Origin of the sequence: Curtobacterium sp. 458, from assembly GCF_030406605.1 — a bacterium.
Taxonomy (GTDB): domain Bacteria; phylum Actinomycetota; class Actinomycetes; order Actinomycetales; family Microbacteriaceae; genus Curtobacterium.
Genome location: NZ_CP129104.1, coordinates 3,449,964 through 3,466,603 on the forward strand (window position 1 = coordinate 3,449,964; position 16,640 = coordinate 3,466,603).

Consider the following 16,640-nt stretch of genomic DNA (forward strand, 5'->3'; position numbering starts at 1 on the left):
GCCGGTCACGCTACGGTCGGGGGATGACCGATGCTGCATGGGAACACGACGTCGCCGAGACCTGGGCGGCGGACCTCGACGACGAACAGCTGGTGTCGCGGATGACGTCGCTCGCAGCAGTGGCGCCGCACCCGGCACTCGCCGCCTTCGAACTCGGCGGCGCGTACGACTCCACCGGGCGCGAAGCCGAGGCCGACGAGCAGTACGCCGCGGCGACGGCGTCCGGCCTCGCCGAGGTCGACCCCGACCGCGCGGCACGGATGGTGGTGCAGCACGCCTCGACCCTCCGGAACCTCGGCCGGGTCGACGAGGCGATCACGATGCTCCGGGACGCACCCGAGCACCCGGCGACCGGTGCCGCGCCGCGGGTCTTCCTCGCGCTCGCGCTGCACAGCGCCGGACTGATGGACGAGGCGCTGCGCGTGGCGATCGAGGCCGTCGAGCCGACGCTCCCCCGCTACCACCGGTCCGTTCGGGCGTACGCGGCGGCCCTCACCGACTGAGCTCGATCAGCGGGGGCGGTCGAGGGGCAGGGCGTCGCTCGTCGTCCGCAGGGACTCCTGGCGGAGCTCGAGCTGCGCCACGGCGAGCGCCGCGAGGTCGCGCAGGTTCGCAAGGTCACCCTCGGTGGCCTCGCGGGGTTTCGCGTCGAGCACCGCGAGCGTGCCGATCGTCGTGCCGTCGTGCTTCACGAGGGGGACGCTCACGAAGAACCGGATGCCGAGGGGGCCGGTCACGAGCGGGCTCTCCCGCATCTCCGGGTGGGTGGCGCCGTCGGGGATGACGACGGGTTCGGGGACCGGCGCGAACCCGTTGCGGAAGCTGATCTTGCGCGCCGACGGGTCGACACCCTCGGCGATCCACGACTGGGACCACTCGCGGTCCTCGTCGAGCACCTCGACCAGGGCGATGGGTGCGTCGAAGAGGCGAGCCGCCATGGCGGTGGTGCGGTGCAGGGCCTCCTCGGGGAGTTCGTCGAGCGTCGCGGGCCGGTCGGCCGTGCCCGCCGGCGCGGGCGCAGCGTGCGCGCCGGACGGCGCGACGGGGTCCGGAGCGGAGCCACCGGCGGGCGGGACCTGGGTGCCCTGGACCGGCGCGGCGGCCGCCGGGACCTGCGTGACGGGGGCGGTGGGTGCCTCCAGGCTGTCCGGGTCGACCACCACGTCGGGCGCGGAGGTGTCCGCGATGACGACGTCGCGGAGCATCGCCACGAGCTCGGACCCGAGCGGCCGGTCGGCCGGGTCCTGCGCCGTCATCGCGCGCAGCGCGGACTTCCAGTGCTCGGGGAGCGGCTCGGGCACGACCGGGTCGCGGGAGAGCCGTGCGATCGCCGACTCGACGACGGAGCCGGGGAACTCCCGGCGGCGGGTGAAGCACTGGAGCAGGACGAGGCCGAGCGAGTAGACGTCACTCGCGGGTCCGACCTCGCCGCCGCGGGCCTGCTCGGGGCTGAGGTAAGCGGCGGTGCCGGTCGTGACGCCGTCGGCGGTGAGTCGTTCGGCGCCCTCCGCGATCGCGATCCCGAAGTCGGTGAGCCGGGCGCGGGCCCGGTCGGCGTCGTGTCCGTAGTCGACGAGCAGGATGTTCGAGGGCTTGATGTCGCGGTGCACGACCCCGTGCGCGTGGATGTAGTGCAGCGCCTCGGCCATGTCGAACCCGACCTCGGCGATGTGCCGGACGGCGAGCGGGCCGACCTTCAGCCGCGCCTCGAGGTCCTGTCCGACGACGAGCGACATGACGAGGAAGCGCTGCTGCGCACCGTCGGCGTTGGTGAGGACACCGGCGTCGAGGAGGCCGACGAGGTTGTGGTGCTCGAGCGAGGCCAGCACCCCGAGTTCGGCGTCCTGTCGGGCGATGTCGACCGAACCGGAGTGGAACACCTTGACGGCGACCGGTCGGCGGAGCACTTCGTCGGTGGCCTGGTAGACGACGGACATGCCGCCCTGGCCGATCGCCCGTTCGACCCGGTACCGGCCGTCGAGGAGCGGCGCTGCGTCGTCGTGCGTCATGGGGTCCTCGTCGTCGGGCGGGTGTGACGTTGTATCTTCCCATCCCCGCCGGTCCGGTGCCCGGAACGCTCCGCCCGGCTTCGCGCAGCGGACCGTGCGGCGCGCTGCGGGCGTAGTCTCGCGGCATCGCAGGTCCGACGAGGGAGTCGCCATGCCCGCACGGTTCGTGTACTGGATGAACGTGTCCGTGGACGGCTTCATCGAGCGCGCGCCCGGGGAGCACAGCGGCCCGGACGGCCCCGAGTGGGTCAGTATCGACGAGGAGCTGCACCGCGAGTTCAACCGGCGCGCTGCGGCGATGACGCTCTCCGTCGAGGGCCGCGTCGTGCGGGACATGATGGACCCGTACTGGCCGGACGCCCGCTTCGACGAGTCCCTCCTCCCCATCGAGCGCGAGTACGGCGAGATCTACGTCGCGCAGCCGAAGGTCCTCGTCTCGCGGACCCGGACGACCGCCGATCACAACACCCGCGTGATCGGGTCCGACGGCCGGGCGATCGAGGCCCTCGCGCGGATCCGGCAGGAGACCGAGGGCGACGTCGGGGTCGGTGGGGCGGACCTCGCGTCGCAGTTGCTCGACGCGGGGCTCATCGACGAGTTGCTGCTGTTCACGCACCCCGCGGTGCTCGGCGGCGGTCGGCCGTTGTTCGACCCGCCGCGGGCGGGTGAGCGGGCTCCGGTGCGGCTCGGGCTGCTCGAGGAACAGCGCTTCTCGTCGGGCGTGGTGTTGCGACGGTGGGATGTCCTGCGGTCTCGGTGACGTGCAGGCCGGCACGGCGTCGGTGGACCCTCCGACGCACGCCACACCTCACCGCACCCGGGCCCGGTACTCCCCCGGCGCACACCCCCGCGCACGGGTGAAGTGCGCGTAGAAGCTCGACTGCGACCCGAACCCGGCAGCGTGCGCGACCTCGGCCGTCGTCATCGACGTGGTCGCGAGCAACCGCTGTGCCTCGGCCACCCGGCACCGGGTGAGGTACTCGACGATCGTCGACCCGACGTCCTGCCGGAACACCGTCATCGCGTGGTTCGGGTGGAGGTGCGCCGCCGCGGCGACGTCGGCGACCCCGATGGGCTCTCGGAACCGGTCGACCACGAACCGGACCATGTCGATCACCCGGTCCATGCCGGCCGGCCCGTGCCCGCCGTCCGGCCGGAGGTCGATCGTGTCCCGGTGGTGCCGGAGCAGTCGACGGACGAACGCCTGCGCCTCGAGGCCGGCGATCAGCTCGGCCCCGTCGTCGGCGAAGTCACGCTGCCACGACCGGAACATCGACTCGACGTCGCGTCCGGCGGCGATCGCCGGGACGAGCACCGGCCGGTTGAGGAGCATCGCGCCGAGGTCGTGGTCGGGCAACCCCCACGCCAGCACGTCCCCGAGCGGGATGTGCGCCCACAGGAAGTCCCCTGATCCCGCTCCGGCACCCGGCCCCTCGCCGACGAGCTGGTGCGGCGTCCAGCCCCAGAAGAGCGCGACCTCCCCTGCGTGGACGGACACGTCGGTGCCGCCGAAGCGGTAGTCGAGTCGCCCGTCGAGCACGAGGTTGATCTCGAGGTCGTCGTGCCGGTGGGAGGACAGCATGACGGGCGCCGGGCCGCGATGGCTCCAGTAGGCCGCTTCCACCGTCTCGACGTCGAGCACGGCCCGAGCCTACGTGAGCGCACCGATGGCCGGACGGCCGCACCGGAGGATCCTGGAACCGTGGCCTCCGAAGCCGGATGCACCGTCGACGCCCCGTTTCCTAGCGTCGGACCATGACCAAGATCACCATCATCGGCGCCGGCGGCTTCGTCTTCCCCTTCCGCCTCATCGGCGACCTCGTCAGCTTCCCCGCCCTGCAGGACGCGACCCTGCACCTCATGGACCTCGACGCGGGCAGGGTTGCCCGCACCGCGAACGCCGCCCGTGAGCTGGTCGCACACCACGGCCTCGGCGTCGAGGTCCTGGAGACCACCGACCGTCGTGAGGCGTTGGCCGACGCCGACGTCGTGATCATCACGTTCCAGGTCGGCGGCGTCGAGTCCTACCGGTGGGACGTCGAGATCCCGCGGAAGTACGGCATCGACCAGGCGGTCGGCGACACCGTCGGACCCGGTGGGGTGTTCCGGTTCCTGCGGTCGGTGCGGGCCTACGAGGACATCGCACGCGATGCGCTGGAACTCTGCCCGGACGCGCAGTTCATCAACTACGCGAACCCGATGGCCATGGCCACGGCCTTCCTCAACGCCAAGGGGCTGCGGACGGTGGGTCTGTGCCACAGCGTGCAGGGCACGACACGGATGCTCGCCCGCACCCTCGACGTCCCCTACGACGAGATCGAGTACGTCTGCGCCGGCATCAACCACCAGGCGTGGATCCTCGAGTTCAAGCGACGCAGCGGTGAGGACCTGTACCCGCGGCTCCGCGAGGTCATGACCGCGAAGCACCAGCGCGGCGTCGCGGCGGCGGACCTGCACGACGACGACGGCGACCACAGCGAGGCCGCGGCCGCCGCGAGCAACTACGAGGGCGGCAACGAGCAGGTCCGCACGCAGCTCATGCGGTCCTTCGGGTACTTCGAGACGGAGTCGAGCCACCACGCGAGCGAATACGTGCCGTACTTCCGCAAGGACCCGGAAACGGTGCTCGAGTACATCCCGGAGCGCTGGGACTACTTCGAGATCTGCCTCGCGCACGATGAGCAGGGCGACGTCGACCAGCAGCTCGAGAAGCTCAAGGCCGACCTGTCGCCGTCCGTCGAGTACGGCGCGAGCATCGTCAACGCGATCGTCACGGGCGTCCCCGCGGTGGTCTACGGCAACGTGCCGAACAACACCGGCGTGATCAGCAACCTCCCCGCGGAGGCCTGTGTCGAGGTCGCCTGCCTCGCCGACGGCAACGGCGTCACCCCGACCTCGTTCGGCGAGCTCCCCCCGCAGCTCGCGGCCCTCAACCGGACGAACACGAACGTGCAGACCCTTGCCGTCCGCGCGGCGCTGACCGGCGACGTCGAGCACGTGCACCACGCGGTGGCACTCGACCCGCTGACGGCCGCGCACCTGACGCTCGACCGCATCGCCGAGATGACCGACGAACTCCTGCACGCCCACGCGGCGCTGCTCCCGGAGTCGTTGCGTCCGGCGGACGCGGTCGCGGCACCACAGGAGACGACCGGCCTGGAGGCACGCCCCACCCCGGTCTGAACGGTCGCGCCCGAGCGGGCGGGCGGGGCGGAACCCGCCCACCCGACTCCGTCAGTCCGCCAGCAGGAACGCCGCGAACCGCTCGATGGTCCGGAACGCCGCGGCGCTGCCCTCGTCGTTCAGGTGCCCGTGGAACGTCCCCGGCTCGACCGCGTAGCTCACGGCGACACCCGCAGCCCGCAGCTCCTCTGCGAACGCCGCACCGCTCGCCCGCAGGTCGTCCCGCTCGGAGTCGACGATGCAGGTCGGCGGGTACCCCGTGAGGTCCGCCCCGCCCGCGAACACCCCGTCGCCGGCGCCGTGGGCGTGGTTCGCGTTCATCTGCCGCACCGCCTCCGGAGCGAAGCGTCGTGCCGGGTCGACGCCGACCATCGCCGCCGCGAGCTCGTCGGACAGCGGCGGCAGCTCGGCGTGCACGGTCGGGTACGCGAGCAGGACCTGCCTCGGGGCCTCGCCGTCGGCGACGAGCCGGAGCGCTGCGGAGGCCGTGATCGAGGCCCCGGCGCTCGCTCCCCCGATCGCCCAGTCCCGGCCCCCGTTGTCGAGGGACGCATCGCCGCGGACGGTGGCGAGGACGTGCCGCACCTCGTCCTGCGGCACCGGGAAGTGCACGCCGTCGGGGCGCTCGTCGCTCGGCGCGAGGCGGTACTCGACCTCGACGGTCGTGACGCCGCGGGCAGCGAGCTCGCGGGCGGTCTGCACGGACTCGGGCATGTCGAGGTCGCCGAACATGAACCCGCCACCGTGCGACCAGACGAGTGCGGCGCGCGCGGGGCCGTCGGTGGTGTGGACCCGGATGCGCAGCGGCCCGTGGGGTCCGTCGAGGGTGCGTTCGGTCGTCGTCATGTCGTGTCGTCCTCGTCACGTCGGGTCGCGGGTCGGCGGCGGTGCGTGCCGTCACGGTACCGGACGACGGCGGCGCGCTGCGCCGGCAGCGGGCGGTCTGGAGGCACGGTGCAGGTGAGCAGGTCCGCGCACCGGCACCGCGTACCGGCACCGCGTACCGGCACCGCGTACCGGCCTGGAGGCGCGGTGCAGGTGAGCGGGTCCGCGCACCGGCACCGTGCCTCCCGTCCGTCACGCCGCGACGCGGCCGCTGCGCGACCGCAGCAGACCGGCGACGACGATGCCTGCCGCGAGCGCCGTCAGGAGGACCCCTGAGACGGTGAGTCCGTCCTGGAAGTCGGCGAGCCGGGCCGCCGACGAGGCGCCGGCGGTGATGCTCCCCGGGACGAGCGCGGCGAGGACCGTCCCGACGACGGCCGTGCCGGCGCCGGTCGCGACCTCGCTGGACGTGTCGACGAGGGCGGCGCCGATGGACGTGCGGTCTGCCGGGAGGCCGTGCAGGACGTCGTTGCCGGCGACCGCGCCGACCACCCGCATGCCCGCCCCGACGAGGACGAGGGCGACGGCGATCCAGGCGTAGCCGGCACGGCTGCCGGCGGCGGCGACGGCGAGGCCCGCGACGACGGCGGCGGCGCTCGTCCAAGCGGCGGTGCCGGTGCCGACCCGCTCGACGAACGGACCGACGAACCGGCCGCCGACGAGCAGGACGACGACCATCGGCAGCATCGCGATCGCCGCGGCGGAGGGCGCCCAGCCCCAGACGTACTGGAGCTGCAGGGTCGTCAGGTAGGTGAGGCCGGACACGGCGAGGCCAGCGGCGGCCTTGTACGCCAGGCCGCTCGCGACCAGGGGGCGGGCGAGCAGGGCGAGGTCGAGGAGCGGACGGGCCGCCGCGCGCTCGCGCCACACGAACGCCCCCGCGGCGACGATCGTGGCGACGAGGGCTGCGCTGCCGACGGCGGGCCCGGCTTCGACGAACGCCGTCGGGGTGAGGAGCGCACCGACGAGCGTGACGGTGCCGAGGACGGCCCCGGCGACGTCGATGCGGTCGGCGTGGAGGTCCTCCGGGCGGTCGGCGCCGATGCCGGCGCGGATGCCCACGATCGCGAGCACGGCGACCGGGACGTCGACGAGCAGCAGCGCCTGCCAGGGGACGACCGCGAGCGCGAAGCCGCCGGCGGTGGGACCGACCGCGTAGCCGACGAGGCCCGCCGTGGAGATGACGGTGAGGGCGCGGATGCGGAGGTCCTGCCGGTCGAACAGCCGGAACGCCAGAGCCATCGAGCCGGGGGTGGTCATGGCGGCGGCGAGGCCGGTGACCGCTCGGACCGCGATGAGTTCGCCCGGCGTGTGCACGAGGGCGGTGGCCGCGCTGGCGACGGCGAGCAGGACGAGGCCCGTGAGCATCACCCGGCGGCGGCCGAAGCGGTCGGCGACGGCGCCGAAGAGGAGCATCGTGGCGCCGAACACGACCGAGTACGCGCTGGTCACCCACTGGAGGCCGACGGTGGAGGCGTGGAGCTCACGGCCGATGGTGGGCAGCGCGACGGTGAGGACGGCGTTGTCGAGCATCTCGAACAGGAACACCGCGGACAGGCCGGCGAGAGCGAGCCAGGCGTCACTGAGACGGGCGGGGGCTGGGGGCGCCGTGCGGGCGGGGGCCGTGGGCCGGGACGTGACGGACATCGGGACTCCTTCGTGGTGAAGAAGTAGCGGCCCGTTCGGTGCCGTGTCCGTGCGCCCTCTCGGGCGGTTTTCCCTCTGGGGTGAGTGTCACACGCCGGCGGTGCCGGCGCAAACCGCGGGTCAGGCGGTCGTCGCCGCGGGCTTCGCGCTGAACTGCTGCACGAGCTCGCGCTTGAGCACCTTGCCGCTCGGCCCCAGCGGGAGCGCGTCGAGCACGTGCACCACGCGTGGGTACTTGTACGCGGCGATCTCCGCGGCCACCATGTCGATCAGCTCCTGCGGCGTGACCGTCGCGTCGGCGCGGAGCACGACCGCGGCCTCGACCTCTTGTCCGTGCTGCTCGTGCGGCGTGCCGAACACGGCGGCCATCGCGACGTCGGGATGCCGGGCGAGGACCTCCTCGACCTGGCGCGGGTACACGTTGTACCCGTTGCGGATGATCATGTCCTTCGTGCGGTCGACGATCGTCAGGTAGCCGTCGTCGTCCTTCGTGCCGAGGTCACCGGTCCGGAACCAGCCGTCGACGATCGCGGCCTCGGTGTCCTCCGGACGGTCGAGGTAGCCGTTCATGAGGTTGTGGCCGCGGATGACGAGCTCACCGATCTGCCCGTGCGGGAGCATCACGATGCGGTCCTGCGTCTCCGGGTCGGCGATCTCCACGTCGACGCCCCACACCGGGGTGCCGATCGTGCCGGGCCGCGGTGTCGTCCCGACGTGGTTGAACGACGCGACCGGCGAGGTCTCGGTGAGGCCGTAGCCCTCGTGCACCGGGGCGTCGAAGACCTGCTGGAACTTCTCGAGCACGGCGAGCGGCAGGGACGCCCCACCCGAGATCGCGTACCGCAGCGGGGGCCGGGCATCTGTGCGGGTGGCGGCGTCGAGGAGCGCCATGTACATCGTCGGCACGCCCATGAACACGCCGGTGCCGTGCTCGACCATCGCCGCGAGGGCGCCGTCGCCGTCGAACTTCGGGAGCAGGACGATCGTCGCGCCGACGCGGAAGCCCGTGTTCATCGTGCAGGTCTGCCCGAACGTGTGGAACAGCGGGAGCGCGCCGAGCAGGACGTCGCCGCGGTGCAGGTCGAACGTGCTGAGCAGGTTCGTGTTCGCCTGCTCGAGCAGGGCGAAGTGCGAGCCCTCGGCGCCCTTCGGGTGGCCGGTGGTGCCGCTCGTGTAGAGGATCGTGGCGGTGTCGAACGGGTCACGGGGGACGTAGGTGTCGAGCGGTTCGGCGGCCTGCGTGAGGTCCTCGAGCCGGTCGGGCGCGTCGAGAGCGGCCTCCGCGTCGGGACCGGCCGTCGCGTCGGCTCCGGCGCCTGCCGACGCGTCGGGCCCCGCGGCCGGCGGAGCCAGGACCGTGACGACGTCGACCCCGGCGAGCGCCGCGCCCGCCGCACCCTCACCGAGGAGCGGCGCCGCGCACACGAGCAGCGAGACGTCGGCGTCCCGCAGCACGTACTCGATCTCGCCGCGCTTCAGGAGCGCGTGCACCGGGACGACGACGGCCCCGAGGGCGAGGGTCGCGTAGTAGACGCGGGGGAAGTCCTCGACGTTCGGGACGAGCATCGCGACCCGCGAGCCCTCCCGGATCCCGCGCGCCCGGAGCGCGCCCGCGTACGCGAGCGTCTGCGACCAGAGCTCGGCGTAGGTGGTGCGTCGGTCACCGACGACCACGGCGACGTCGTCGGGGAACCGGCGCGCCGACTCGGCGAGGATCGCCGCGACCGAGGCGGTGGCCTGGGAACGGCGGGGGCTGTGCTGGGTGTCGGTCATACCGGTCTCTCATCTCCGTCGACGGACGCGTGGCCCGATCCTACGGCCGCCGCTCGGACGGCGTTCCGTCGCCGCGGTCCCCACGGGCGCGTCGCAGCGTCTCGCTCGGCGCCTCGCCGAACCGCTCCGCGTAGTTCGCGGCGAAGCGGCCGAAGTGGCCGAAGCGCCACCGTCGGGCGACGTCGCGGACGTGCGTCCCCGGCTCGGCGAAGCGGAGGTCGGTGCGGGCGCCGTCGAGCCGCTCGGCACGCAGCCGTTCCATCGGGGTCTCGTCGAACCGGCGGCGGAACGCGCTCTGCAGCCCGCGTTCGCTCAGCCCGACCGCTGCCGCGATGTCGCGGAGGACGATCGGGTCCGCGGCGTGCTCGTGCACCCAGTGGGCGGCGCGGAGCGCTGCCGAGGACGGCTCCTCCGGGTCCGCGCCGAGCAGCGGGAACGCGTCGACGACCGACGCGGCGATCTCGGCGTTGAGTTCGTCGCGGTGTGCGCCGTCGACCTGTTCATCGGTCAGCGCGGCGGCGCGGTTGCGGAGGATCGCGCGGAGGGGTCCGAGCGCGGACGCGATGTCCGGCTGCTGGCCGAACACGAGTGGGCCGTGCACGACCTGGTCCCGCCGGGCGAGGGCCTGCCGGAGGATCCGGTCGGACAGGTGCAGCATGGTGATCTTGCGGGTGTCCGCGGTGAACCGGTAGGGCACGGAGGCCGAGAGCACCACGGGGTGCCCGGGCTCGGCCGTGAGGGTCGAGCCGTCCGTGCAGTCCTCGATGGTGGCGGTGCCGTCGCCGATCCAGAAGACGATGTGGTCCGGGCGGGGGTCGAGCCGGCCCGAGCGGGTGCCCTCGACCTCGGCGCCGCGCATCGACACGTCGGCGTCACCGGCTCCCACGTACCGGTAGGCCTCGAGCGCGCCGCCGACGCCGTCCACGATCCCGTAGGTGCGGTCGATCTCGGGGCTGCGGTTCTCGCTGATGGTCTCGACACGGAAGCGACGGAAGGACGGGGTGCCCTCCCCCGGTGCCGTGGATCCCATGGGGGCATCATGGCAGATCGCGTCGCGCCGCTCGGGACGACGCCCCGAGTTGGTCGGGGCGACGCGGTCGGGGTGTCGCACTGGTCAGGGCACCGGTGCCAGCCGGTAGAGCACCTGCGGGCGTCCCCGCCGACCGTAGCGGTGCGCGAGGTCGATCGCGCCCGTCGCGACCAGGTGGTCGAGGTACCGCCGCGCCGTCGCCCGCGACGTCCCAGTGGCTGCCGCGACCTCGTCGGCCGACCGGGCGACCGCGGGGTCGAGCGCCGCGACGACCCGTTCGAGCGTCGGCGCGCTCACGCCCTTGGGCAGCGCCTGACCTGTGTGCGCCGCAGCGCCCCGCGCGGGTACGGGTACCCGCACCGAACCGGTGGCGAGCAGCCGGTCGACGTCGCCCTGCCCCATCGGCACGGCGCGCTGCGGGGTCTCCCGTCCGCGACGCTCGGCGGCGTACGCACGGAGCCGGTCCTGCAGCGCTTCGCGGTCGAACGGCTTCATGAGGTAGCCGACCGGGTGCGCGGCGAGTGCCTGTCGGACGGTGACCTGGTCGCGCGACGAGCTCACGACCAGGACGTCGGTGGCCTCGACACCCGCGAGGCGCATGCGGTGCAGGACCTCGACACCGCTGATGTCGGGCAGGCGCATGTCGAGGAGCACCAGGTCGACGCCGTGCTCGACGTGGGCGAGCGCGGCGCTGCCGGACGCTGCGGCACCGACCACCTCGAACCCCTCGGTCGCGGCGACCCACCGCACGTGCAGCGCGCGGGCACCGGCGTCGTCGTCGACGACGAGCACGCGGACCGGCGGCGTCACGGCGCCACCGCCATCTCGACGTCCAGCCGTGCCCCGCCGAGCGACGCCGACCGCCCGACGACCACCGAGCCGCCGCGGTCGGTCGCCGTGCGTCGCACGACCGCGAGCCCGACGCCACGACCGAGGCCGGTCTCGTCGGCCTTCGACGACCAGCCGGACCCGAGCACCCGGTGGGCGTCCGCCGGGTCGATACCGGGGCCGTCGTCCTCGACGGTGACCGCCACCAGGTCGCCCCGGGTGCCGATCGTGCAGCGCACCCGTGCCGCACCCGCCTCGGCGGCGTTCCGGCACAGGTTCGCGACGACGAGCAGGACCTCGTCGTCGAGCACGACGTCGTCGGCGACCCGCAGCTCGAGCGTGGCCCCGTGCGCGTCGACCTCGGAGCGCACCGCCTCGATCGTGGCGGTCGCCACGGCGCCGCGCCGCGGGGACCCCGCGCCGCCTCCGCTGGTCAGCCCTGGTGCCACCGCGTCGATGTACGCGAGCGCGTCCGGACCGTCGCCCCGCGCCACGAGCCCGCGGACGACGTGCAGCCGCGTCCCGAACTCGTGCGCCTGCTCGCGCAGCGCGTCGGTGGTCCGCCGCACCTGTCGGCTCTCCGCGTCGACGGCGTCCGCTCGCCGCAGCCGCCGTGCGATCCCGAGCGAGAGCAGCACGCTCGCGAGCGTCGCCACGACGAGGGCGCCCGTGCTCCAGGGCAGCAGCGCGCCGAACGCCCGTGCACGGTCGGCCGCGATCGCCGACTCGAGCACGCCGACCGCGACGACCCCGACCACCTCGCCGTCGTCACCGACGATCGGCACCTTCGCACGCAGGGTCGGGCCGGACGGACCGGTCTCGGTGCCGACGAACCGTTCGCCCGCGAGCACTGGCGCGATCGTCGTCTCGACGAGCTCGCCGCGCTCGGACGGGTCGGGGTGGGTGATGCGCACCCCCTCGTCGTCCGTGACCACGACGTACGAGACCCCCGAGGCGCCCTCGACGAGGGAGGCGATCGGCTGGAGCGACGCCGTGGCCGACGTCAGACCGTCGGCGTCGGCGAGCGCTCCGGGAGCGCCGGCGTCGACGACCGACGTGACGGCGGCCCGGACCTCGGGCAGGTCGGCGAGGTTCGACGCGACACCGGACACCTGGTCGACCACGGAGGCCCGGATGCTCTGCTCCTGCACGGCTGCGGCGACCCCCGTGGTCACGCCGGTCGCCGCCAGCACGATGATGCTCGGCAACGCCAGCACGGCGCTGCGTCCGAGTCGGGTGGCACGCGGTCTCCTCACCGTGGTCCCCCTCCGGTCGTCACGTCGTGAGCGTCAATGAGCACAACTCCGCCGTCGGATGCCGGTCCGGACGGCGGCTGCCATCGTACTTCTCGACCTGCGGCACGACGACGTGCGCAGGAGGGAGCCATCCATGACAGAGCAGTCAGCACCGGCGACGCCCGCACGGCCACGGGGCCGTCGCGCCGTCGCCCGCGCGGTCGGCGCAGCCGTCGCCGCGGTGTCCATCGGCGTCGCGGCCTTCGGGTCCATCACCTCCGCCGCGGCCGGTGGCGACCCCACGACCTCCGTGACGATCGTGGCGCCCGCTGCGGCCGGCGGCGGCTGGGACGGCGTCGCGCGGTCGATGCAGCAGGCGCAGCGCGCGAACGGCATCGTGAACTCGGTGCAGGTCGTCAACATGCCGGGTGCCGGCGGCACGATCGCGCTCGGCAACGTCGCACGGCTCGAGGGCCAGACGGACACGCTGCTCGTGGGCGGGACCGGCCTGCTCGCCGCCGAGGTCCAGTTCGGGTCCGCCGTGACCCACGACGACATCACGCCCCTCGCGGTGACCGTCGAGGAGTACGACGTCATCGTCGTCCCCGCCGACTCCCCCTACGAGACACTCGACGACCTCGTCGAGGCCTGGCGCGCGCGGCCCGGCTCCGTTCCGTGGACGGGCGGCGGTTCGTTCGACCAGCTCGTCGTCACCGATCTCGCCGTGTCGGCCGGGCTCGACCCGGCGGACACGAACTACATCCCCTCGGACGGTGGCGGCGAGGCCATCCAGGCGCTGCTCAACGGCACCGCCGCGGCGGCCTCCGGCGGCTACCCCGACAACATCGACCAGATCGAGACGGGCCGTCTGCGCGCGCTCGCGCTCGTGGCGCAGCAGCCGGTCCAGGGCATCGACATCCCCACCGCGGTCGACCAGGGGTACGACGTGACGCTGACCAACTGGCGCATGATCGCTGCTCCGGGCGGACTCGACGAGACCGAACGGACGCAGCTCACGGGCATCGTACGCGACACCCTGCGGACGCCCGAGTGGCGCGACGCGATGGACCGGTACCACTGGACGGAGCGGATCATCACGGGCGACGACCTCGATGCGTTCATCGTCGAGGAACGGGAACGCATCCAGGGGCTCTACGAGGAGTTGGGCCGATGACGCGTCCGAGCAACCCCACGTCGTCGTCCGCGGTCGTCGGACAGCGTCTCACGCTCCGCGCCGACCCCGGCCGTGTCGCCGAAGTGGCGAAGGAGCTCACGACGCCGGCGCTCTTCACAACCTTCGCGGTGTACCTGATCGTCGGGATCGTGACGATGGAGGTGCCCGCCGGCACCGCGTTCCCGGGGCCCGCGGTGTTCCCCGGGCTCGTCGCCGCGGCACTCCTGCTGCTGGCGGGCCTGCTCGTCGTCCGGTCCGTCCGACAGCTGCGGCACGGCCCGGACGAAACCCGAGCCGCGGCGAGCGCAGCAGCACCCGCCGCGGCTGCACCGGCCCCGGCCGCGCCCGGCGCCGCCGGCCCGGCGGACACCGTCGTCGTCGAACAGGCGGAGCCGGAGCGGTCGGTCCGCGTCGACTGGCGCTCACTGGCCTGGGTCGTCGTGTCGTTCGCCGCCTTCGCCCTGCTGCTCGACGTGCTCGGCTGGATCGTCGGCGCCGGTCTGCTGTTCCTCGGCGTCGCCAAGGGCCTCGGTGCCCCCGGCTGGCTCCGCCCCCTCGTCGTCGGACTGACGGTGGCTGCGCTCAGCTACATCGCCTTCGACATGGTGCTCGACCTGTCGCTGCCCTCGGGCATCGTCGGATGGAGGTTCTGACATGGACGTGCTCGGTCTCCTCGGTGACGGGTTCGCGGGAGCCCTGACGCCCGCCAACCTGCTCTGGGTCGTCGTCGGCTGCCTCCTCGGCACCGCCGTCGGCGTGCTCCCCGGTCTCGGGTCGTCGATGGCGGTGGCGCTGCTGCTGCCCGTGACGTTCTCGCTCGACCCGACGGCGGCGTTCATCATGTTCGCCGGCGTCTACTTCGGCGGCCTCTTCGGCGACTCGACGATGGGCATCCTGATGAACACGCCGGGGCAGGCCTCGGCGATCGCGTCGACGTTCGAGGGCCACAGGATGGCGCTGAACGGTCGGGCGGCACAGGCGCTCGCGACCGCGGCGATCGGCGCGTTCGTCGGCGGCATGGTCGCGTCGGTCCTCGTCGTGTTCCTCGCACCGGCGCTCGCGACGTTCTCGTCGAGCTTCGGACCGGCCGAGTTCTTCGCCCTCGCGCTCTTCGCGTTCGTCACGACGTCGTCGGTCGTGACCGACGACGCGCTCAAGGGACTCGGGTCGCTGTGCCTCGGTCTCGGCATCGCGGTCATCGGCGTCGACGGCATCTCCGGCGCACCCCGATTCACGATGGGCGTCCCCGAGTTGTTCGACGGCATCTCGCTCGTCACGGTGACCGTGGCGATCCTCGCCCTCGGCGAGGTCATCCACGTCGCGTGCCTCGCCCGCCACCTGCAGGACGGGAAGATGGTGCGGGCCACCGGTCGCCCGTGGCTGTCGAAGAAGGAGCTCCGCGAAGCGGCACCCGCCTGGCTGCGCGGCACCGCGATCGGGCTGCCGTTCGGCGTCGTCCCCGCCGGCGGCTCCGAGATCCCGACGTTCCTCGCGTTCGGCCTGGAGAAGCGGCTCGACGCGCGACGGAAGGACCCGCAGTTCGGACGCGGGGCGATCCGGGGCCTCGCCGCTCCCGAGGCGGCCGGCAACTCGACGACGGGGATGGCGATGGGCGCGCTGCTGTCACTCGGCCTCCCGGTGTCGGCGACCGCCGCGATCATGCTCGCCGCCTTCCGACAGTACGGTCTGCAGCCCGGCCCGCTGCTGTTCGACCGGTCCCCCGACCTCGTCTGGGCGCTGCTCGCGTCGTTCTTCATCGCGATGGTGGTGCTGCTCATCATCAACCTGCCGTTCGCGATGCTCTGGGCGAAGCTGCTCCGCATCCCGCGCGCGTACCTCTACGCCGGCATCGCGGTGTTCTGCGGCCTCGGCATCTACGCGACGAGCGGCTCGGTGTTCGACCTGCTCATGCTGCTCGGCATCGGCATCGTCGGCTTCCTGATGCGGGCGCTCGACGTGCCGCTCGCGCCGCTCGTGATCGGCATGGTGCTCGGCCCGCTCGCGGAGACCAGCCTGCGTGACGCGGCGCTGAGCGCCGACGGCGACTTCTCGGTGCTCGTCGCGGGGCCGATCCCGATCGTGCTGTACGCCGTGCTCGCCGTCGTCCTCGCGCTCACGGTGCGGAGCCGCGTCATCGCGCGACGCGCGCGACGACGGGAGGCAGCGGTCCGGTGACGCGGGCGGGCCGCCCTCCAGGACACGTGACCGGATGACGGACGGGAGGCTCGTGACGGCGCCGTCAACAGCCTCCCGTCCCCCGGTGCGGCGCCTGCGCTGGCACTCCCCCGTTGCTGCCGCCCGAAACGAGCTCGGTACCCGGCGGGCGACGTGCTCGGCCGACGCCAGCGGCCGAGCACCGGCGAGAAGAGCCCCGACGAGAAGAGCCCCGACGGGATCCCGTCGGGGCTCTTCGATGCGGTGCGGTCGGCCTTGTCCACCTCTGTTCCATTAATTCGCTAATAGGGGTGAGGACGGCGGATCTGCGGCAGATCCGGGCGCGTCGGGAGGCCACGGGCGAGGCCACCCGCTCCGCACCGCAGCATCGCCGCAAGTGAAGTCGCTTGAGCGAAGAGGCGAGAGCCATAGTCATCGCCCGATACTCAGCGGGCGAGACGACGACTCTCTTGGCAGAGGAGTTCGACGTCGCCAAGTCCACAATCCTCGGGATCCTTCGGGCGAACAATGTCGTCGTGTGGCGGCAGCCCTCGACGCCCGAACAGGTCGTTGAGGCGGGACGCCTCTACCAGGCCGGGCTCTCGCTATGGCAGGTGGCTGAACGGCTGTCGGTGAACCAGGAGACGATGCGCGTGGCAATCATCGCCAGCGGAGTGACCGTTCGGCCGCCAAGCGGAGGGAATTGAGCGCGCTGACCGCGT

Annotated in this window: 15 protein-coding genes; 7 read left to right on the forward strand and 8 right to left on the reverse strand. The window is 73.1% G+C overall.

Going from position 1 to position 16,640, the window contains the following annotated elements; all coding sequences use genetic code 11:
* Positions 1-23 precede the first annotated feature (23 nt).
* A complete protein-coding gene (locus QPJ90_RS16620) occupies positions 24-503 on the forward strand; it encodes a tetratricopeptide repeat protein (protein ID WP_290132244.1) in 480 nt (159 codons plus the stop codon).
* 6 nt (positions 504-509) lie between these two features.
* On the opposite strand, the gene QPJ90_RS16625 is transcribed toward QPJ90_RS16620, so the two are convergent.
* On the reverse strand, positions 510-2,009 hold the full coding sequence (locus tag QPJ90_RS16625; protein WP_290132245.1) for a GAF domain-containing serine/threonine-protein kinase: 1,500 nt from the start codon (positions 2,007-2,009) through the stop codon (positions 510-512).
* 151 nt (positions 2,010-2,160) lie between these two features.
* On the opposite strand from QPJ90_RS16625, the gene QPJ90_RS16630 reads away from it, so the two are divergent.
* Entirely contained in the window at positions 2,161-2,769 is a 609-nt protein-coding gene (locus QPJ90_RS16630) for a dihydrofolate reductase family protein (RefSeq protein ID WP_290132246.1), read from the forward strand.
* A 48-nt stretch (positions 2,770-2,817) separates the two neighbouring features.
* On the opposite strand, the gene QPJ90_RS16635 is transcribed toward QPJ90_RS16630, so the two are convergent.
* The gene (locus QPJ90_RS16635; protein WP_290132247.1) at positions 2,818-3,651 is read right to left on the reverse strand and encodes a helix-turn-helix domain-containing protein; all 834 of its coding nucleotides are present in this window, start codon (positions 3,649-3,651) and stop codon (positions 2,818-2,820) included.
* 113 nt (positions 3,652-3,764) lie between these two features.
* Here QPJ90_RS16635 and melA point away from each other — a divergent pair, with 113 nt between their 5' ends.
* On the forward strand, positions 3,765-5,192 hold the full coding sequence (melA, locus tag QPJ90_RS16640) for an alpha-galactosidase (RefSeq protein WP_290132248.1): 1,428 nt from the start codon (positions 3,765-3,767) through the stop codon (positions 5,190-5,192).
* Between the two features lie 51 nt (positions 5,193-5,243).
* On the opposite strand, the gene QPJ90_RS16645 is transcribed toward melA, so the two are convergent.
* From QPJ90_RS16645 to QPJ90_RS16670, 6 genes are all read right to left on the reverse strand, one after another.
* Positions 5,244-6,038 carry an alpha/beta hydrolase fold domain-containing protein gene (locus QPJ90_RS16645; protein WP_290132249.1) on the reverse strand — a complete coding sequence of 265 codons (795 nt, stop codon included), beginning with the start codon at positions 6,036-6,038 and terminating at the stop codon, positions 5,244-5,246.
* Between the two features lie 231 nt (positions 6,039-6,269).
* Positions 6,270-7,724 carry an MFS transporter gene (locus QPJ90_RS16650; protein WP_290132250.1) on the reverse strand — a complete coding sequence of 485 codons (1,455 nt, stop codon included), beginning with the start codon at positions 7,722-7,724 and terminating at the stop codon, positions 6,270-6,272.
* A 120-nt stretch (positions 7,725-7,844) separates the two neighbouring features.
* Positions 7,845-9,497, reverse strand: coding sequence for a long-chain fatty acid--CoA ligase (locus QPJ90_RS16655; protein ID WP_290132251.1), 1,653 nt, complete (start codon positions 9,495-9,497; stop codon positions 7,845-7,847).
* A gap of 40 nt (positions 9,498-9,537) precedes the next feature.
* Positions 9,538-10,527: a helix-turn-helix transcriptional regulator gene (locus tag QPJ90_RS16660; protein WP_290132252.1), complete on the reverse strand. Its 990-nt coding sequence runs from the start codon at positions 10,525-10,527 to the stop codon at positions 9,538-9,540.
* Positions 10,528-10,611: 84 nt separating this feature from the next.
* On the reverse strand, positions 10,612-11,337 hold the full coding sequence (locus tag QPJ90_RS16665) for a response regulator (protein WP_290132253.1): 726 nt from the start codon (positions 11,335-11,337) through the stop codon (positions 10,612-10,614).
* A complete protein-coding gene (locus QPJ90_RS16670; RefSeq protein ID WP_290132254.1) occupies positions 11,334-12,611 on the reverse strand; it encodes an ATP-binding protein in 1,278 nt (425 codons plus the stop codon). The genes QPJ90_RS16665 and QPJ90_RS16670 overlap by 4 nt, the downstream gene beginning before the upstream one ends.
* Positions 12,612-12,744: 133 nt before the next feature.
* On the opposite strand from QPJ90_RS16670, the gene QPJ90_RS16675 reads away from it, so the two are divergent.
* From QPJ90_RS16675 to QPJ90_RS16690, 4 genes are all read left to right on the forward strand, one after another.
* Positions 12,745-13,764 carry a tripartite tricarboxylate transporter substrate-binding protein gene (locus QPJ90_RS16675; protein ID WP_290132255.1) on the forward strand — a complete coding sequence of 340 codons (1,020 nt, stop codon included), beginning with the start codon at positions 12,745-12,747 and terminating at the stop codon, positions 13,762-13,764.
* Positions 13,761-14,417 (forward strand): tripartite tricarboxylate transporter TctB family protein, encoded by a 657-nt coding sequence (locus QPJ90_RS16680; protein WP_290132256.1) that lies wholly within the window; start codon positions 13,761-13,763, stop codon positions 14,415-14,417. Before QPJ90_RS16675 ends, QPJ90_RS16680 begins: the two co-directional genes overlap by 4 nt.
* A 1-nt stretch (position 14,418) precedes the next feature.
* The gene (locus tag QPJ90_RS16685) at positions 14,419-15,939 is read left to right on the forward strand and encodes a tripartite tricarboxylate transporter permease (RefSeq protein ID WP_290132257.1); all 1,521 of its coding nucleotides are present in this window, start codon (positions 14,419-14,421) and stop codon (positions 15,937-15,939) included.
* Positions 15,940-16,325: 386 nt separating this feature from the next.
* The gene (locus tag QPJ90_RS16690; protein WP_290132258.1) at positions 16,326-16,625 is read left to right on the forward strand and encodes a hypothetical protein; all 300 of its coding nucleotides are present in this window, start codon (positions 16,326-16,328) and stop codon (positions 16,623-16,625) included.
* Positions 16,626-16,640: the final 15 nt, after the last annotated feature.

Coding starts and splice junctions, on each gene's coding strand:
- QPJ90_RS16620 (WP_290132244.1), top strand. CDS start 24: ATGACCGATGCTGCATGGGAACACGACGTCGCCGAGACCTGGGCGGCG.
- QPJ90_RS16625 (WP_290132245.1), bottom strand. CDS start 2,009: ATGACGCACGACGACGCAGCGCCGCTCCTCGACGGCCGGTACCGGGTC.
- QPJ90_RS16630 (WP_290132246.1), top strand. CDS start 2,161: ATGCCCGCACGGTTCGTGTACTGGATGAACGTGTCCGTGGACGGCTTC.
- melA (WP_290132248.1), top strand. CDS start 3,765: ATGACCAAGATCACCATCATCGGCGCCGGCGGCTTCGTCTTCCCCTTC.
- QPJ90_RS16645 (WP_290132249.1), bottom strand. CDS start 6,038: ATGACGACGACCGAACGCACCCTCGACGGACCCCACGGGCCGCTGCGC.
- QPJ90_RS16650 (WP_290132250.1), bottom strand. CDS start 7,724: ATGTCCGTCACGTCCCGGCCCACGGCCCCCGCCCGCACGGCGCCCCCA.
- QPJ90_RS16655 (WP_290132251.1), bottom strand. CDS start 9,497: ATGACCGACACCCAGCACAGCCCCCGCCGTTCCCAGGCCACCGCCTCG.
- QPJ90_RS16660 (WP_290132252.1), bottom strand. CDS start 10,527: ATGGGATCCACGGCACCGGGGGAGGGCACCCCGTCCTTCCGTCGCTTC.
- QPJ90_RS16675 (WP_290132255.1), top strand. CDS start 12,745: ATGACAGAGCAGTCAGCACCGGCGACGCCCGCACGGCCACGGGGCCGT.
- QPJ90_RS16680 (WP_290132256.1), top strand. CDS start 13,761: ATGACGCGTCCGAGCAACCCCACGTCGTCGTCCGCGGTCGTCGGACAG.
- QPJ90_RS16685 (WP_290132257.1), top strand. CDS start 14,419: ATGGACGTGCTCGGTCTCCTCGGTGACGGGTTCGCGGGAGCCCTGACG.